This window comes from Actinobacillus porcitonsillarum, assembly GCF_003101015.1.
GTDB lineage: Bacteria > Pseudomonadota > Gammaproteobacteria > Enterobacterales > Pasteurellaceae > Haemophilus_A > Haemophilus_A porcitonsillarum.
This window is the reverse complement of sequence record NZ_CP029206.1, coordinates 109,039-127,001: the sequence shown is the minus strand read 5'-3', so window position 1 is coordinate 127,001 and position 17,963 is coordinate 109,039. Positions and strand designations below refer to the sequence as shown.

At 38.5% G+C, this 17,963-nt stretch carries 20 protein-coding genes; 15 read left to right on the top strand and 5 right to left on the bottom strand.

Annotation, left to right across the window (positions count from 1 at the left end; all coding sequences use genetic code 11):
- The first annotated feature begins 13 nt into the window (after window positions 1-13).
- Entirely contained in the window at window positions 14-589 is a 576-nt protein-coding gene (locus DDU33_RS10935; protein ID WP_208620293.1) for a hypothetical protein, read from the top strand.
- Window positions 590-1,044: 455 nt separating this feature from the next.
- On the opposite strand, the gene DDU33_RS00685 is transcribed toward DDU33_RS10935, so the two are convergent.
- Complete coding sequence (locus DDU33_RS00685; RefSeq protein ID WP_005818072.1) at window positions 1,045-1,533, bottom strand: OmpA family protein; 489 nt, start codon at window positions 1,531-1,533, stop codon at window positions 1,045-1,047.
- A 305-nt stretch (window positions 1,534-1,838) separates the two neighbouring features.
- On the opposite strand from DDU33_RS00685, the gene uvrD reads away from it, so the two are divergent.
- The 4 genes from uvrD to DDU33_RS00665 all read left to right on the top strand — a co-directional run bounded on the left by uvrD (window position 1,839) and on the right by DDU33_RS00665 (window position 6,149).
- Window positions 1,839-4,034, top strand: coding sequence for a DNA helicase II (uvrD, locus tag DDU33_RS00680; RefSeq protein ID WP_108922501.1), 2,196 nt, complete (start codon window positions 1,839-1,841; stop codon window positions 4,032-4,034).
- 5 nt (window positions 4,035-4,039) lie between these two features.
- Window positions 4,040-4,834 (top strand): TatD family hydrolase, encoded by a 795-nt coding sequence (locus DDU33_RS00675; protein WP_108922499.1) that lies wholly within the window; start codon window positions 4,040-4,042, stop codon window positions 4,832-4,834.
- A gap of 18 nt (window positions 4,835-4,852) precedes the next feature.
- Entirely contained in the window at window positions 4,853-5,479 is a 627-nt protein-coding gene (locus DDU33_RS00670) for a YchE family NAAT transporter (RefSeq protein WP_005818079.1), read from the top strand.
- 223 nt (window positions 5,480-5,702) lie between these two features.
- Window positions 5,703-6,149 (top strand): hypothetical protein, encoded by a 447-nt coding sequence (locus DDU33_RS00665; RefSeq protein ID WP_108922497.1) that lies wholly within the window; start codon window positions 5,703-5,705, stop codon window positions 6,147-6,149.
- A gap of 53 nt (window positions 6,150-6,202) precedes the next feature.
- On the opposite strand, the gene DDU33_RS00660 is transcribed toward DDU33_RS00665, so the two are convergent.
- Window positions 6,203-6,694, bottom strand: a complete 492-nt coding sequence (locus tag DDU33_RS00660; protein WP_108922495.1) for a hypothetical protein — start codon at window positions 6,692-6,694, stop codon at window positions 6,203-6,205.
- A 101-nt stretch (window positions 6,695-6,795) separates the two neighbouring features.
- Window positions 6,796-7,113 (bottom strand): DUF2322 family protein, encoded by a 318-nt coding sequence (locus tag DDU33_RS00655; protein ID WP_108922493.1) that lies wholly within the window; start codon window positions 7,111-7,113, stop codon window positions 6,796-6,798.
- Window positions 7,114-7,351: 238 nt separating this feature from the next.
- Here DDU33_RS00655 and mqo point away from each other — a divergent pair, with 238 nt between their 5' ends.
- Window positions 7,352-8,821 carry a malate dehydrogenase (quinone) gene (gene mqo / locus DDU33_RS00650; protein ID WP_108922491.1) on the top strand — a complete coding sequence of 490 codons (1,470 nt, stop codon included), beginning with the start codon at window positions 7,352-7,354 and terminating at the stop codon, window positions 8,819-8,821.
- Between the two features lie 38 nt (window positions 8,822-8,859).
- On the opposite strand, the gene hslO is transcribed toward mqo, so the two are convergent.
- Both hslO and hslR read right to left on the bottom strand, forming a co-directional pair.
- Window positions 8,860-9,750, bottom strand: a complete 891-nt coding sequence (hslO, locus tag DDU33_RS00645) for an Hsp33 family molecular chaperone HslO (RefSeq protein ID WP_108922489.1) — start codon at window positions 9,748-9,750, stop codon at window positions 8,860-8,862.
- Between the two features lie 87 nt (window positions 9,751-9,837).
- The gene (gene hslR, locus DDU33_RS00640; protein WP_108922487.1) at window positions 9,838-10,251 is read right to left on the bottom strand and encodes a ribosome-associated heat shock protein Hsp15; all 414 of its coding nucleotides are present in this window, start codon (window positions 10,249-10,251) and stop codon (window positions 9,838-9,840) included.
- Between the two features lie 131 nt (window positions 10,252-10,382).
- On the opposite strand from hslR, the gene nudE reads away from it, so the two are divergent.
- The 9 genes from nudE (at window position 10,383) to DDU33_RS00595 (ending at window position 17,961) form a co-directional block, all read left to right on the top strand.
- A complete protein-coding gene (gene nudE / locus DDU33_RS00635) occupies window positions 10,383-10,934 on the top strand; it encodes an ADP compounds hydrolase NudE (RefSeq protein WP_108925207.1) in 552 nt (183 codons plus the stop codon).
- 83 nt (window positions 10,935-11,017) lie between these two features.
- A complete protein-coding gene (cysQ, locus tag DDU33_RS00630; RefSeq protein WP_108922484.1) occupies window positions 11,018-11,833 on the top strand; it encodes a 3'(2'),5'-bisphosphate nucleotidase CysQ in 816 nt (271 codons plus the stop codon).
- 69 nt (window positions 11,834-11,902) lie between these two features.
- Window positions 11,903-13,390 (top strand): glucose-6-phosphate dehydrogenase, encoded by a 1,488-nt coding sequence (zwf, locus tag DDU33_RS00625; protein WP_108922481.1) that lies wholly within the window; start codon window positions 11,903-11,905, stop codon window positions 13,388-13,390.
- A gap of 224 nt (window positions 13,391-13,614) precedes the next feature.
- Window positions 13,615-14,313, top strand: coding sequence for a 6-phosphogluconolactonase (gene pgl, locus DDU33_RS00620; protein ID WP_108922478.1), 699 nt, complete (start codon window positions 13,615-13,617; stop codon window positions 14,311-14,313).
- A gap of 218 nt (window positions 14,314-14,531) precedes the next feature.
- Complete coding sequence (locus tag DDU33_RS00615; protein ID WP_108922476.1) at window positions 14,532-15,851, top strand: MFS transporter; 1,320 nt, start codon at window positions 14,532-14,534, stop codon at window positions 15,849-15,851.
- A 161-nt stretch (window positions 15,852-16,012) separates the two neighbouring features.
- The gene (locus DDU33_RS00610) at window positions 16,013-16,372 is read left to right on the top strand and encodes a DUF1304 domain-containing protein (RefSeq protein WP_108922474.1); all 360 of its coding nucleotides are present in this window, start codon (window positions 16,013-16,015) and stop codon (window positions 16,370-16,372) included.
- 8 nt (window positions 16,373-16,380) lie between these two features.
- Window positions 16,381-17,073, top strand: a complete 693-nt coding sequence (locus DDU33_RS00605; protein ID WP_108922472.1) for an aspartate/glutamate racemase family protein — start codon at window positions 16,381-16,383, stop codon at window positions 17,071-17,073.
- 8 nt (window positions 17,074-17,081) lie between these two features.
- On the top strand, window positions 17,082-17,345 hold the full coding sequence (locus DDU33_RS00600; RefSeq protein ID WP_108922470.1) for a hypothetical protein: 264 nt from the start codon (window positions 17,082-17,084) through the stop codon (window positions 17,343-17,345).
- A gap of 94 nt (window positions 17,346-17,439) precedes the next feature.
- Entirely contained in the window at window positions 17,440-17,961 is a 522-nt protein-coding gene (locus DDU33_RS00595; RefSeq protein WP_108922468.1) for a hypothetical protein, read from the top strand.
- Window positions 17,962-17,963 lie beyond the last annotated feature (2 nt).

Sequence of the window (17,963 nt, the reverse complement as noted above, 5' to 3'; positions counted from 1 at the left end):
AAGGAAACTAAGAATGAAAAAATCGATATTAAAAAGTACTCTCATTAGTATAACTATTTTATTTGGGGTAACAAGTGCTTACGCCTCATCAAAGTCGACAGATTGTTTAAAAGACAAAATGGGGTGTGAAAAGGCTATGAAAATGAAATCTGACAGCATGATGAAGGATGACATGAAAATGAAATCTGACAGCATGATGAAGGATGACATGAAAATGAAATCTGACAGCATGATGAAGGATGGCATGAAAATGAAATCTGACAGCATGATGAAGGATGGCATGAAAATGAAATCTGACAGCATGATGAAGGATGGCATGAAAATGAAATCTGACAGCATGATGAAGGATGGCATGAAAATGAAATCTGACAGCATGATGAAGGATGACATGAAAATGAAATCTGACAGCATGATGAAGGATGGCATGAAAATGAAATCTGACAGCATGATGAAGGATGATATGAAAATGAAATCTGACAGAATGATGAAGGATGATATGAAAATGAAATCTGACAGCATGATGAAGGATGACATGAAAATGAAATCTGACAGCATGATGAAAAATGATATGAAAAAAGATAAGATGTAATACGAAAAGAGCGGCCAATTTTTTGACCGCTCTTTCAATTGGTTAAATCTTTATGCGACATTTACATTAATTCAGTAGGTAACTTTTTAAAAGTATTTATTTTGATTTTTTCTAAATAATTTTGATAGCCCGTATTTCATTTTGATTTATGGAGAATTAAACATATAATGCAGCGCACTAATGTGGTTATTCTGGCATGACTTTTGGTTTTAGTAGGACGGAAAGAAACAAAATTATAAAGATCCCTTGTAACACAAGGCTTTATAAGGAGTAATTTATCTTTTCGTTCTTTAAATAACACTTCTATCTTATCTAGCGTCTTTTCAATATTTAGTCCACAATACTTTTTACTAAGTAAAAAAGCTTTGAATATAATCATTCAAAGCTTTTTATTACGGTAGTAGGTTGTTAAGCTGAATAACAGTTAAATTTTGTATCTTAGCTTACAGGATTTATTATCTTGCTATAATATGTACACGACGGTTTGGTTTTAAGCAATCTTTTAATGCTTGACCTGTTTCACCTTTACATGCTTTCACTTGATTTGCTGCACCACGACCAACTGCTTTGATGTTAGCTGAAACACCTTGTGATTGTAAGTAAGCCTTTGTCGTATTTGCACGAGCTTGTGAAAGTTTTTGGTTATAAGTAGCTGATCCTAAACGGTCTGTGTAACCAGTTACCGTTACATTTTTAGCACCTGTATCTTTGATTTCTTTAGCAATACCATTTAATGTTGATTTACCTTTAGCAGATAATACAGATTTATCAAAATCAAATAAGAAGTCTCCACTTAATGTAAATTCTTTTGCTGGCGCTGTAACTGGTGCTTCTTTTACAGGTGCAACAGCTGGTGCAGGAGCATCTAAGTTATTGCTTTGTGCGCAACCAACTAATAATGCAGCAAGTGCTGACGTAGTAGCTAATTTTAATAATTTCATCATTTAATCCTTATAGAAAATGTAAATATTGTATAGCAGTTGCACAAACTTTTGATTTTTGTAGAGGGAAAGTCCACGTTTGATATGCATAAGATACTACGCATATCGCTGAAAATTTAGCTTTTGTGCAAATACTACATAATAAAATGTAGACCTAAATTAAGTTTTTATAAACTTACAAACCTCTTAATAGTAAATTTTTATATTTTAAATATCAAAACATTTTGCAAAACTTTTCCAAAACTTAATTGCTTTACGTTATAATGACTTTATTAACTGTATAAAAAAACAATTTAAAGGCGATATTCATGGATTTTTCTTTACTACTTGATGGTTTAAATGATAAACAGCGAGAAGCCGTTTCAGCCCCTATTGGAAATTATCTCGTCTTGGCTGGCGCTGGCTCAGGCAAAACGCGCGTCCTCACCCATCGTATCGCTTGGCTTATCGGGATAGAGAACATTCCTGAATCAAACATTCTTGCTGTGACTTTTACCAATAAAGCAGCCGCCGAAATGCGTCAACGTATTGAAGCAACGTTAGAGCAATCTAGCCATAATATGTTTGGTATGTGGGTAGGCACTTTCCATAGTATTGCGAACCGCTTGCTCCGTTCACATTATCTTGATGCTAATCTTCCCCAAGATTTCCAAATTATGGATACGGAAGATCAGCAACGTTTACTCAAACGTTTACTGAAACTCCATAACGTTGATGAAAAGCATTTCCCTCCCAAACAGGTGGCTTGGTATATCAATTCACAAAAAGATCTGGGAAAACGACCTAAAGATATCGAACATTTTAATGATCATAATGAAAAGAAATTGGTTGAAATTTATCAGCTTTATCAAGATGCTTGTGATCGTGCAGGTTTGCTTGATTTTGCAGAACTTTTGATTCGCACTTACGAAATGCTGAAAAATCAACCACTTATACTACAACGCTATCAGCAACGTTTTCAGCATATTTTGATCGATGAGTTCCAAGATACAAACAATATCCAATACGATCTTATTCACTTACTTGCCGGTCAGCATGGTAAAGTAATGATCGTAGGCGATGATGACCAATCTATCTATGGCTGGCGTGGTGCACAAGTCGAGAATATTCAACGTTTCTTAAAAGATTACGATCAGGCGCAAACCATTCGTCTTGAGCAAAACTACCGCTCCACAGGGCATATCTTAGCCTCTGCAAATGAATTGATCGCCAATAACGACAATCGTCTAGGGAAAAAGCTCTGGACAGAAAGTGGCGATGGTGATCCGGTTGAAATTTATTGCGCCTTTAATGAATTAGACGAAGCCCGTTTTGTTGCCTCACAAATTCAACAATGGAAAGAAGATGAAGGTAGTTTTTCAGAATGTGCAGTGCTTTATCGAAGTAACAGCCAATCTCGTGTGATTGAAGAAGCGTTAATTCAAGCTAACATTCCTTACCGTATCTACGGAGGAATGCGTTTCTTTGAACGCCAAGAGATTAAAGATGCACTTGCCTATTTGCGTTTAATTTCAAACCGCCAAGATGATGCGGCTTTTGAACGTGTTATCAACACACCGCCACGAGGCATTGGCGAACGCACATTAGAAACAATTAGACAACTTACTCGAACGCGCTCAATTACCCTCTGGCAAGCGATTCAAGTTGCCATTCAAGAAGAGCAACTTTCAGGAAGAGCAGCCACTGCACTATTACGCTTCGTTGAACTCATCAACGCTTTAGATAATGAAACAGAGCAAATGTCTTTAGCCGATCAAACTGATTTTGTGATTCGTAAATCCGGCTTATATGAAATGTATAAGCAAGAAAAAGGCGATAAAGGCGAAGTAAGAATTGATAACTTGGAAGAATTGGTTACCGCAACAAAACAATTTACACCACCAGATGAAGCGGAAGATTTAACACCACTGACCGCATTCTTAACTCATGCTTCGCTTGAAGCGGGAGAAGCTCAAGCCTCTCCGCATCAAGATTATGTAGAACTCATGACACTTCATTCTGCAAAAGGCTTAGAGTTTCCTCGCGTCTTTATTGTTGGCGTTGAAGAAGGTATCTTCCCAAGTGGCATGAGCCATGATGAAGGACGATTACAAGAAGAACGCCGGTTAGCTTATGTAGGCATCACTCGGGCGAAGAAAAAATTAACCATCAGTTATGCGGAATTAAGAAGGCTATACGGTAAAGAAGAGCGCCATATTCCTTCACGTTTTATCGCTGAATTACCCGAAGAGCATATTCGCGAAATTCGCTTACGAGGTAACATTAACCGTGCTGCATCTTTTGCCTCATCATCTCCTTTTGCAAAAACAGCACCAAAAACAACCGCTTCCATTTTAAACAATGATACATGGAAAATGGGGCAAAAAGTGTATCACGCCAAATTTGGGCAAGGTACAATTATCAATGTTGAAGGTGCCGGAGATGCGACTCGACTACAAATCGCCTTCCAAGGCAATGGGATAAAATGGTTAATCGCTAAAATGGCGAACCTTGAGAAAGTCTAAAATTTATGCGTTTTTTTGATACACATACTCATTTGGATTACTTATCGGAGATGCTTAATCTCTCCGTTTCAGAATTGGTCACCGAGGCAACTTCCGCACAAGTGGAAAAACTCCTTGTTGTTGCAGTTTTTGCCGACAATTTTGAACGTGTTATCCAAACTGCACAGGCAATGCCTCATCATGTTGTTTATGGCTTAGGGTTACACCCTCTCTACATTCAGCAACATAAACCGGAAGATCTTGAATGCTTGGAAAATCATCTGGCAAAGCAAGATCCGCTTTGCACCGCCATTGCAGAAATTGGTTTAGAAAAAGCGGTGGCGGAAGTTTGCACACCCGATTTGTGGAAAAAACAGTGCGAATACCTTGAGGCTCAATTAGCCCTTAGCAAGCGGTTTAATTTACCGGTAAATTTACACTCTCGTAAAAGCCATGATGCTTTATTCTCCTTTTTGAAAAAGGCACAGTTGCCACGAACGGGGGTTGTACATGGTTTTGCCGGTAGTTATGATCAAGCTAAGCGTTTTGTTGATTTAGGGTATAAGATTGGCGTAGGCGGAACAATCACTTACGCACGAGCCAATAAAACTCGTGAAGCGATTAAAAAGCTCCCTTTAGATAGCTTGCTTTTAGAAACGGATTCACCGGATATGCCGGTTTTTGGTTATCAAGGGCAGCCAAACCGACCGGAGCGTTTAAAAGTCAGTTTTGACGCATTATGCACGCTCCGTAGCGAATCGCCTTTATCTATTGCAGAAACGATTTGGCAAAATAGTCTTCAATTATTTGATTCAAAATGATTTAAAAGGAAGGTAAACATGGATCTTTCGATCTATTTACAATTTTTTATCGGGCTTATTGCCTTAGTCAATCCGATTGGGGTTGTTCCCGTTTTCTATTCAATGACAGCGGATCTTACCCGAGAGCAACAACATAGAACGAGTTTAGTAACCTGTTTTTCCGTAGTGGTTATTTTATTGGTCAGTTTTTATTTTGGGAACTTTATTCTAAATTCCTTTAGCATTTCTATTGATTCCTTCCGTATTGCCGGAGGCTTTGTTGTCGTCATGATTGCGCTTACCATGATCAACGGGAAAATTGGTGAGCACAAAATCAATAAAGAGGAAAAAAACGAAAACATTGAAGACTACAATAACATCGCAGTTGTACCGCTAGCTATGCCGATTATGGCAGGCCCAGGGTCAATCAGTGCAACCATTGTTTTTGGTTCAGGACAACACACATGGTTAAACTACGTTTATTCTTCATTAACCATTATTTTATTTGGTGTTGCTTGTTATATCCTCTTTCGCTATTCAGAACCGGTCATCAAGAAATTGGGTAAAACAGGTTCAAATGTCATCACAAGGATTATGGGCTTGCTTTTAATGTCTTTAGGGGTAGAAATTATTACCGCAGGGCTTAGGAATCTTGGAGTGTTATAAAATAGGGAAATTTGAGCAGTCTCTCAAAATTTGGACAGATAACTAATGAACTAGGCGCAGATCTCATTGCTCCTTTTTGTTGTTAAAAAATTTTTGGAAGGCTTTTCTTTTATTATGGAACTTATTAGATAGTATCTTTGTCTAAAGAGCGCTATTTGGCCCTTTATACAAAATTAATTGAGTTATAGAGGATTTCTTTTTTTTATTATTAGGAATTTATGTAATGAATAAATCATTATTAGCATTAGTTTTAGGCTCTGCTGTTGTTCTAACAGCTTGCGATCAAGCACAAAAAGCAACTTCAGCAGTTGAGAATAAAGCTGCAGAAACAACACAAGCAGTAGCTGATAAAGCAACTGAAGCTAAAGATGCAGTTGCTGCAAAAACTGAAGAAGTAAAACAGGCAGTAGCTGATAAAGCAACAGAAGCTAAAGATGCAGTTGTTGCTAAAGCAGAAGAAGCAAAACAAGCCGTAGCTGATAAAGCAACAGAAGCTAAAGATGCAGTTGTTGCAAAAACTGAAGAAGTAAAACAAGCAGTGGCAGATAAAGCGGCTGAAGCTAAAGACGCAGTTGTTAATAAAGCAGAAGAAGCTAAACAAGCTGTAGTTGAAGCAAAAGATAAAGCTGTGGAAAAAGCAGAAGAAGTTAAAAATGCTGTAACCAAATAGGTTATAGACTTATTAAAAAAGCCTACAAGATAATTCATTGTAGGCTTTTTTTATTACTTGCTTACGACAATTTTTTTGCCATTTGAAAAAACAACATTCTTAGCACCATTGATTGCTCCAACATTTGCAGCTTTATCTAAGAAGATTTTTTGTGCAGCTTCTGGCATGGTATTTAATGGTACAGTAATTGTTACTTCCATTTGACGCTGTGCTGGTAAAGCTGGTTGGAAATTAATTGGCACTTCTTGTGTATAAAAGGTCTTAGCATCTAATGTATATCCAGAGATCCAAGTAATAGACTTAATCTTGTTTTGGCCTTTATTTTGAACCAAGTAAGTTAAGGTTACCAAAGGTTGATTATTTTCGCCCATCTGAATACCACGTTTTGTTAGTTGTAAACCAACATTTTTATTAAACTGCGTTAAAGCGTAGTCTTGTTTTTTAGATGATACTTGTTTTGCCGTATTCTTTTCAGCCGCTTGTGCGGTTGTTATGGCAAGTAGTGAGGACAACCCTACAATTGCTAATGATTTAATAAATTTCATATATCTTATTCTCCCTAGAATAACGTTGAAAAGACTTGCTAAGCATATCATTTTAAATGAAAAACTTTGCAAAGTTGTGTAATGTTATGCATTTCTAGCCACTATTTTGCGATAGGCTCTAAATCTAACTCAAGATTCTTTTCTTTCACTTCCAGTAATAAATCAATATTAGGATGTTTATTTGGATTTTGTAATGCATCTTCTACATGCTCAGCAAACCATGTTAATCCTTGTTTAGCCGAAGAAGCGGTTAATTTACCGCTGAATTTTGCAAAAAGGGCATGATAGAGTTTAAGTGAGCCCAATTTCCCTTCTATTGAAGGAATATGATGAATAATCTCTCCGGCTGAATTTTTAACATTTAAACCAGAAAGGTGATCAATGGACGGGAATGTAGCTAAATAATCTTTAAATTGCATGCGAGAAATCTCCTAAAATCAGTATTTATTATGAGAATTATATCAGTCTAGTTTAAGAATCATAAAGAAGATTTTATGATTAAACTAACGATAGTTATTTATTATTTTATTTTTTCTAGCAAACAAAAGACTAAAGCGTTTTAGCAAAAAAAGCCTCTTGTAAACGTTTGCAAACTGAACAGTTCAGTATTATGATTTAACCAAACAATAACAATCTCTTATAAAAAAGAAGGAAATTATGGAAACCTCAATCACTCAATCTGATGTTGTGCTAATTGGTGCCGGTGTGATGAGCGGAACATTAGGTACGTTCTTAAAAGAATTAGCGCCAAGCCAAAGTATTACGATTTTTGAGGGGCTATCACAAGTTGCCCTTGAAAGCTCTAATGAATGGAATAATGCCGGCACAGGGCACGCAGCATTATGCGAACTCAACTATACGGCTGAAAAAGCAGATGGTTCTGTGGATATTAGTAAGGCGATTGCGATTAATGAAAAATATCAACTGTCGCTGGAAATGTGGTCTTATTTGGTTGAAAAAGGTTATCTGCAAAACCCACAGCAATTTATTCGCAAAATTCCGCATATGAGCTTTGTGCAAGGCGAAAATAATATTACTTTTCTTAAAAAACGTTTTGAGCAGCTTTCTCAAAATCCTCTCTTTGAAAATATGCAATTTTCCGAAGATCCTGAAACATTAAAACATTGGATACCGTTAATGATGGATAACCGCAATGCTAAAGAAGCTGTTGCGGCAACCTATATTGAAAACGGAACAGATGTGAATTTTGGCGAATTAACACGTAAACTATTTCAACATTTGACAGCGCAAGGTTGCCAACTTCATTTGAATCATAAGGTAACGGATATTCAGAAATCAGGCGATGGTTGGTTGCTGACAATTCAAAATGCAAGCGGTCAAATTTTAAAACATCTTTGCAAATTCCTCTTTATTGGAGGAGGGGGCGGTACATTACCCCTTTTACAAAAAACGGGGATTAAAGAGGGTAAACATGTTGGTGGCTTCCCGGTCAGTGGCATTTTTATGGTGTGTCGTAATCCGGAGGTTGTTGAGAAACATCACGCTAAAGTTTATGGAAAAGCTAAAATTGGTGCACCACCGATGTCGGTTCCACATTTGGATACCCGTTTTATTGATGGTAAAAAAACGTTACTTTTCGGGCCTTTTGCCGGATTTACCTTTAAATTCTTAAAAACAGGTTCAATTTGCGATTTTCCGGCATCTTTCAAACCGGGAAACTTGCTAACAATGCATATTGCCGGATTAAAAAATATTCCGCTCACACACTATTTAATTAAACAAGCTCTTTTAACGAAAGAACAGCGTATGGCGGACTTACGTGAGTTTGTACCTGATGCCAAAAGTGAAGATTGGGAAGTGATCATTGCCGGACAACGTGTTCAAATCATTAAAGACTTGCCGAATGCAAAAGGTTCTTTATGTTTTGGGACAGAAGTGATTGCGAGCGAGGATAGTACAGTCGCAGCTTTACTTGGCGCATCCCCAGGTGCATCAACTTCGGTTGATGCAATGTTAGGTGTATTAGAGAAATGTTTTGCAGACAAATTACCAGAATGGAAAGAAAAACTCACGGAAATGATGCCTTCTTATGGAAAGTCCTTGAGGGAGGAACCTGATCTTATTCAGGTAAGCCGAGCAAAAGTAGTGCGTTTCTTATGTTTGTAAATGAGAAAACGGTCAAGTTTTTACTTGACCGTTTTAACTTATAGCCCAAGTTTGGCTAACTTGTCAGCTTCTTCTTTTAGCTCATTAATGGCAGGTTTATCAAAGAAATATTGTGTACCGCAACATTCACATTGGATATCAATTACGCCATTTTTTTCGGCTAACATCTCTTCAATTTCTTCCGCTGGTAATAGTAAAATCGCATTACCCGAACGCTCACGAGAACAACCGCATTTAAATTCTGTCTGTTGTGGTTCATAAACTTCAACATGTTCTTCGTGATATAAACGGAATAATAATTCTTCAGCGCTAAGCCCAAACATTTCTTCATCTTTTACTGTTTCTGCTAATGTGGCTAAATGTTCGAAATCTTCCGGTGTTCCTGTACCATCGGGCATAATTTGCAATAACATTCCGCCAGCAACAGCTTTTCCTTCGTACTCTCCCGTACGAATGATGAGATGTGTTTGTAACTGTTCTGAACGTGCAAAATAATCTTCTAAACATTCACGAATGGTCGGTTTATCTAATGCAATGACACCTTGATAACGCTCGCCATCATTTGGCATAATCGAAATCACAAGCACGCCGTTGCCAATCATTTGACTGAGTGTTGCATCTTCTGCAATGTCTCCTTCAACACGTGCTAATGCTCGAAGTTGTTGATGTTCATTACCATTGATTACAGCTAATTTTAATGGACCATCCCCTTGAATCTGAACGGTAATTGTCCCTTCAAATTTCATGGTTGCCGTTAAAAGACTCGTTGCAACCAGCATTTCGCCAAGTAAATTTTGAACACGAATTGGATAGTGGTGTGTATTTAATGTTTCTGTGAACGTGTCATTTAAACGTACCCATTCCCCACGTACTGCACGATTTTGGAAAAGGTAGCGATAAAGTTTGTCGTTATCTTGTTTGTAAGTCATATAAGTCCTATAAAGAAAATGCCCCTCTTATTTTCAATTTCAAAGAGGGGAGTTAAGTTTATAACGATATGGGGATAAATTTGTATATTACAAGATCTGTTCTTTGAATTTAACCAAATCACGGCGTTCTTTTTTGTTCGGACGGCGATCCGGATGAGGCATAGAAAGCGCATTTGCTTTACGAGCGAAAGCAAGCGCTTCACGGGTTTTAATGCTTTTTTCCGTTTCTTGATAAAGTTGTTGTGCCTCTGGTGCCCCTCGGCGTTGATCGCTTAGTGCGATGACTAACACCTCTTTTTCTTCGTTGCCTTGGCGTAATTTAATGGTTGCACCAATTTCAACGGTTTTACTTGTTTTGGCCCGCTGACCATTATAATGCACCTTACCACCTTCAATCATTGCTTTTGCAATGGAACGTGTTTTATAGAATCGAGCAGCCCAAAGCCATTTATCAAGACGAATGTCATTTTCGGCATGCTCATCGTGTTGTCGGTTTTTCATCGAGCTTCTCCAGATATCTGTATCAAGTTTATTTAATACGAGGAATGCTATATTGTTTATATAAAATTGATGAAAATTCTATCACAAAATATGCTATTGTTATGGCTAAAATTCTTTATCAAGGTCTGAAAATGACAAAGCAAACCCTTCCAACCATTTTAAATATACAAACGATTGCCAAAACACGTATTTTTGAAGTACAACAAGTCGATTTACGTTTTTCTAATGGTGAAGAACGTATTTATGAACGCCTTGCGCCACAGCGCCGTTCTTCTGTTATGGTTCTCCCTATTCATCAAAATCAGCTCATTTTCGTGAAGGAATATGCTGTCGGGCCGGAGCGTTATGAACTTACCTTTCCTAAAGGGATTGTTGATCAAGGGGAGCAACCGATCGAAAGTGCCAATCGTGAACTTCAAGAAGAAATTGGGTTTGGAGCCCAAAACATCACACCATTACGATCTTTATATAGTGGTCCAAGCCATATGTATGGCTTAATGCACGTATTTGTTGCAGAAGATCTTTATCCCTCTTCGCTAGAAGGCGATGAGCCCGAACCTCTAGAAATTATTTATTATCCGTTAGACAAAATAGATGAATTATTGGCGGATCCGACTTTTGCCGAAGCACGTAATCTCTCCGCACTCTTTTTATTAAAAGATTTTTTAAAAGCAAGAGCATAACAACGAGCACTCTCATAAGTGGATTCTATTTGGGTTTCTTTAGGGATTGCGGTATCATTTGCGGATTCTAGGATGGAGTTTATATGCAGACACTCAACCAATCATTATTAGATCATATCTTAGCCATCGCCTTTCAAGCGGGAGAACATTTAAAGCAATTTTATGCTAAGTCGGTAGAAATCCAAATAAAAGCAGATAAGACCCCAGTTACAGAGGCGGATCTGTTTATTAGCCGATTTATTACCGAGGCATTAAAGCAATTAACGCCTCATATTCCCGTATTATCAGAGGAATTTTGTAATATCCCATTATCAGAACGCCAACAATGGCAAGAATATTGGATCATTGATCCCTTAGATGGTACGCAACAATTCATTGATCGCACTGATCAATTCTCAGTGGTGATTGGACTTGTTCAACAAAATAAACCCGTGCTAGGCGTGATTCATTCCCCTATTTTGGATAAAACCTATTTTGCCATGCAAAATCATGGCTGTTTTTTGCAAGAAAATGGACAAATTCGACCGCTTATGGCAGAGGTAAATTCTTCAGAACAATCACCCTATTCATTACAAATTACCTTAGGTTCTGCAAATTTTGCACCCGTAGAAAAATGCTTACTTGCCCCTTACCATGCTCAATTTTTTAAATATGGCTCAAGTAGCTTGAAAGCCGGTTTGGTGGCTGAAGGTAAAGCGGATTGTTACGTCCGATTTGGCGACACGGGAGAGTGGGACACCGCCGTTGCAGAAATTTTATTGCAAGAGGTTGGCGGCGAAATTTTTGACCTTCATTTCAAGCCTTTAACCTATAACCAACGTGAAACGTTTATTAACCCTTATTTTGTCATGGTTCGAGATCGTAACAGGGATTGGCAAAAAATCTTTCAATTTAATTAGTCTTAGCTATTGGCAAGACAATCAAAAATGTTGCATAGTACGCGGATTGCGACAAATTAGGAATATAAAATGAATTTAGAAAACAGTTGTATTGTGATTTTTGGTGCTTCCGGCGATTTAACTTTCCGTAAGTTAATCCCTGCACTTTATAATCTTTATAAAATCGGAAAGCTTGGCGAACATTTCTCTGTGCTTGGTGTAGCACGTTCAGAGTTAAGCGATGACTCCTTCCGCCAAAAAATGTACGATGCCCTTGTTAAATTCGAAAAAGCAAGCGGTGAATCTTTAGATGCATTTTGCGAACATCTCTACTATCAAGCTGTAAATACCTCTGATGCACTTGATTATGTCAAACTATTGCCTCGTTTAGACGAGTTACACGACCGCTATGGTAGCTGTGGAAACACCCTCTATTACCTTTCAACGCCACCAAGTTTATATGGTGTGATTCCTGAATGTTTAGCTGCTCACGGCTTAACAACCGAAGAATATGGCTGGAAACGTATCATTATTGAAAAACCATTTGGTTACGATATAAAAACCGCCAAAGAACTCGATGTTCAAATTCATAAGTATTTTGAAGAACATCAAATCTACCGTATTGATCACTATTTAGGCAAAGAAACCGTACAAAATTTATTGGTGCTACGTTTTTCAAACGGTCTGTTTGAACCACTTTGGAACCGCAATTTTATTGATTATGTGGAAATTACCGGTGCGGAATCTATCGGTGTGGAAGAGCGTGGTGGTTATTATGACGGTTCAGGCGCAATGCGTGATATGTTCCAAAATCACTTACTGCAAGTACTTGCTATGGTGGCGATGGAACCCCCTGCGATTATCAATGCGGATTCTATGCGTGATGAAGTCGCAAAAGTGCTTTACTGCTTACACCCACTATCAAATGAAGACCTGAAAAATAACCTCGTACTTGGACAATACACAGCAAGCACTATTGATGGCGAAGAGGTCAAAGGGTATTTAGAAGAAAAGGGCGTACCGGCAGATTCTACAACAGAAACCTATATGGCACTTCGTTGCGAAATTGATAACTGGCGCTGGGCTGGCGTACCGTTCTATGTTCGTACCGGAAAACGCTTACCAACACGGGTCACAGAAGTGGTTATTCATTTTAAAACCACACCACACCCTGTCTTTAGCCAAAATGCGCCGGATAATAAACTGATTATTCGAATCCAACCAGATGAAGGCATCTCTATGCGTTTTGGTTTGAAAAAACCCGGTGCAGGTTTTGAAGCAAAAGAAGTCTCCATGGATTTCCGTTACTCAGATTTAAGCTCTGCAGCTAACCTTATGACGGCTTATGAACGCCTACTGTTAGATGCAATAAAAGGCGATGCAACATTATTCGCCCGTACCGATGCCGTTCACGCTTGTTGGAAATTTGTCCAACCGATTTTAGATTATAAAGCAGAACGTGGACAAGTTTACGAATATGAAGCTGGCACTTGGGGACCTTCTGAAGCCGATAAACTGATTGCAAAACACGGTAAAGTGTGGCGTAAACCCAGTGGGTTGATGAAGAAAAAAGTATAAGGCTCACTTATAAAAAGACTCCCTCGCCCCTTGTGGGAGAGGGATAATTTCAATTCGTTTAGAATTGAAATTTGGGAGAGGGGTAAGCGGTCGTTTTTATATGCACTTTTGTAAATTCCCCCTCTCTCTGCCTACGGAGACTAAACGTCTCCTCGGCTGTCTCTCTCCCACAAGGGGAGAGAGTTGTAATGTTTTAGAGCATTAATTTAATCAAAAGAGACAAAATGAACTACATCACATTCCCAACAGCACAAAATGCTGTTGAAAAAATCGCACAAGAATTTGCGTTATATAGCCAATTAAACCGCCCAGTACATATTTCATTATCAGGCGGAAGTACGCCAAAACTGCTATTTAAAACCCTTGCTCAAGAGCCATATAAAAGCCAAATCCAATGGCAAAACTTACATTTCTGGTGGGGCGATGATCGTATGGTCCCGCCACAAGATCCTGAAAGTAATTACGGCGAAGTGCAAAAATTACTGTTCGATCATATCCAAATCCCCGTGGAAAATATCCACCGTATTCGTGGGGAAGAAGCTATTGAACAAGAACTTGCAAGATTTTCACAAGAATTGACCGCTTGTGTACCTAATGGCGAGTTTGATTGGATTATTTTAGGGATGGGAACGGATGGGCATACTGCTTCACTTTTCCCACATCAAACAGATTTCCATGATCCAAATTTAGCTGTGATTGCCAAACACCCTGAAACAGGGCAAATCCGTATTTCGAAAACAGCAAAATTGCTTGAACAGGCAAAACGGATTACCTATTTAGTTACAGGTGCCAGCAAAGCGGAGATTCTCAAAGAAATCCAAACGACACCGGCAGAAAACTTGCCTTATCCTGCGGCGAAAATTAAGGCGAAAAACGGCGTAACAGAGTGGTATTTGGATAAAGACGCGGCGAGATTGCTTTAATTCGAGATTGTTTATCTAGTGTAGGGTGGACGTAAGTCCACGCTTAAGGAGTGTAATGCGTGGACTTACGTCCACCCTACAAAATTTATACATTTATGCAAATATCAAATAAGGCTTTTGAAAATGAATAAAATTCATAAAAAATCGAAAAAACTTTCAATAGCCTAATAGTAAATCTTCGATTAGGATTTTCTGACGTTAATTTGAAGGAGAATCCTATGACACAATCACAAAACTTACGCCATAAAATTGACCATAGCCCAATGAGCCGTTACCAATGGGGCATTGTGCTGATGGCGGCGATTATGAATTTTTTAGATGGCTTTGATGTTTTAGCTATCGCTTTTACTGCAACCAATATTTCTAAAGAATTTGGCTTAAGCAAAACGGAGTTTGGCGTTTTAGTGAGTGCGGGGCTTGCCGGTATGGTTGCCGGGTCAATGCTACTTGCGCCACTTGCCGATAAATGGGGTAGACGCCCGATTTTATTATTGTCGGTAACGTTTTCAGCCGTGGGCTTATTAATTTCGGGGCTATCAACCTCGCCCGAAATCCTTGGTGTTTCACGAGCATTAACAGGGTTGGGCGTTGGTGGTATTTTGGTTGGTACTAATGTGATTACCAGCGAATATTCCTCAAAAAAATGGCGAAGCTTTGCGATCAGCGTTTATGCAGCCGGTTTCGGTATTGGGGCGATGATTGGCGGTATGATGGCAAAATCGCTACAAGCGGCTTATAGCTGGCATTCAGTCTATTTTGCCGGTGCAGCGATGACAGCGATAGTCTTGTTGGTTTTATGGCTTTGGCTACCGGAGTCGATAGACTATTTAAATTCGAAACAGCCTCAAAATGCCAAACAACGCCTTAACCAAATTGCGCACAGATTGGGCTTTCAAGGCGAGTGGGAATTGGTTTCGAACGTGGCAGAAAATAAAGTGAAATTGCCCATTTCACAATTATTTAGCAAGAAATATCTGCGTTCCACCTTGCTACTTTGGTTATCATTTTTTGCAATTATGTTCTGCTTTTACTTTATCAGCTCGTGGACGCCTGCATTGTTAAAAGAAGCCGGTATGAGCGTAGAAGAAAGTATCAACGTAGGAATGATGATTTCGCTAGGCGGAGCCGCCGGCTCATTGCTCTATGGCTTAATCGCCAGCCGTTGGTCGGCTCGTGGTGTGCTGATGTTTTTTACCGTTGCTTCTTCTGCGGCGATTGTTATTTTTATTCTTTCGTCTGCGAATTTAGCGCTTGCAATGGTATTAGGTGTGGTTGTCGGTGCGTTAATTAACGGTTGTATCAGCGGTTTATATACCATCAACCCAGCCACTTATGATGCGGATATTCGCAATACCGGTGTGGGTTGGGCTATTGGTGCAGGGCGAGCCGGCTCGGTATTAGCACCAACCGTTGCAGGAATGTTGCTTGATGCCGGTTGGGAAAAACAAGGTTTATATATTGCCGTTGCCGGCGTGATGTTAATTGCAACTATTGCATTAGCATTTAAAAAATCTCACGTGGAAATTAAAAGTGTATAATGGAAAGGGATTAAGCGGTTAAAATGGGAAAAGTTTTTACAAATTTAACCGCTTGCTCTTGTTTAGGCTTTGGAAGCGGCTGAAAATAATTGGTCGGTAAGAACCCTTGATCGCAATATTTCTACGCTGTATTACGACCACTTGTAGGAAGAAATAAAATAATGTTAATACTCGTTTATATTTTAACCACACTTGTCGCCCTTGAGCATTTCTATATTATGTATTTAGAAATGTTTGCGTTAAACAGCCCGAAGGCAAGGCAGATTTTTAATTTAGACGAACAAACAGCAAACAATCCTAAAATTCAGTTGCTGTTTGCCAATCAAGGACTGTATAACGGATTTTTAGCCGCTGGGCTTATTTTTTCCCTTTGTATTCAACAAAGTGCGGTGACTTATTTCTTTTTAAGTTGCGTGATCGTGGCTGCGGTTTATGGGGCGATAAGTGCGAAGAATAAAGGGATTTTGATTAAACAAGGAATACCTGCGGTGTTGGTGTTGGTGATAAGTCTAAGTGCATAGGAGTTAAAATGAAAACGCTGGGAATTTTAGGGGGAATGAGCCCTGAAAGTACGATTTCTTACTATTTGAATATTAACCGTGCAGTTAATGCTACGTTAGGTGGTAATACCAGTGCAAAATTATTGATGTCGAGTGTCAATTTTGACGAGATTGTACAATGCCAAAAATCAGGCGATTGGCAAAAAGCAGGAGCAATGTTAGCCAGAGAAGCCAAATTACTTGAAAGTATTGGTGCAGAAGGAATTTTAATTGGTGCAAACACAATGCACAAAGTCGCCGGTGCGGTACAAAATGCGGTTTCGGTGCCGTTATTACATATTCTTGATGTGGTGGCAGATCGAATTAAAGCACAAGGTTTACGCAAAGTCGCATTACTTGGTACGCACTATACCATGGCGGATAATTTTTATGTGGATGGCTTGCGTGAACGTGGTGTTGAGCCAATTGTGCCTGACGATGATGCCAAATTAGAAATTCATCGTATTATTTTTGAAGAACTTTGTGTCGGTATTATCAAACCCGAATCAAAAGCCTATTATCTCAAAACCATCGAAAATCTGACCGCACTTGGTGCGGAAGGCGTAATTTTAGGTTGTACGGAAATCGGCTTATTGATTAACCAACGTGATTCCACCTTACCGTTTTTTGATACCGCAACATTGCACAGTGAAATGGCGGTGGATTTTATTTTAGAAAAATAGGAGATGTTATGAAACCGATTGTTTACTTTGCCCCTTGGTGTCCGGATACCGAACCGTTTTTCGCCGAACTCAATCGTTTAGGCGTAGAATTTGAAGCTTTAGATATGGCAGGTGATCGTGCTAATTTCAAAGCCTTTTTAAAACTGCGTGATACCCACCCTGCTTTTGATGAAGCGAAGAAAAACAGCTACATCGGCATTCCGGCGTTAGTGTTGGAAAATGGGGATGTGGTGTTGGATAAAGATGAACTAGCGAAAATTTTTAATAAATAACGATGGCGCTCGTCTTTGACGAGTGATATAACAATAAATAAAGGTGCTCGTTACAAACAAGCGCTATCTTTGGGAATTAACTAATTATTAAATTATGAAAAGTATATTAGGTCTTATTGTTTTATTAATTCTCTTAACATTTCTTTATTATGTATTTAGCTGGGGATTAAATAATCCTTCGGTCTTTATTCCACTACTAACAGCTACTTTTGGTTTTGTTGGTATTATGTATACACAATATCAATCAAAATCTAGAGATATTAGAGAAAGCCATAGAGCGAGTAAAATAGAAACATATAGGATGTTTTTTGATTTAATTAACCTTGTTCAAAATAATGCAAAGAAAAAAATAGATATAGATCCTTTAGATGAATCTTTTCAAAAGAGTATGCAAGAACTCAATGAAAACCTAATTCTTTGGTCGTCTGAAGAAGTCCTGCTAGTATGGAAAGAATTTAGAGCTATAAAACCAAATAATGAAGATCCTTATTTAGTTCTTAAAATAATCGACAGGCTTTATAGAGCTATAAGAAAAGATCTTGGACATAATGATAAACTCTTAAAAGAGTTAGATTTAATAAAAATGAATATTACAGATCCTGAAAATATTCAATAAAT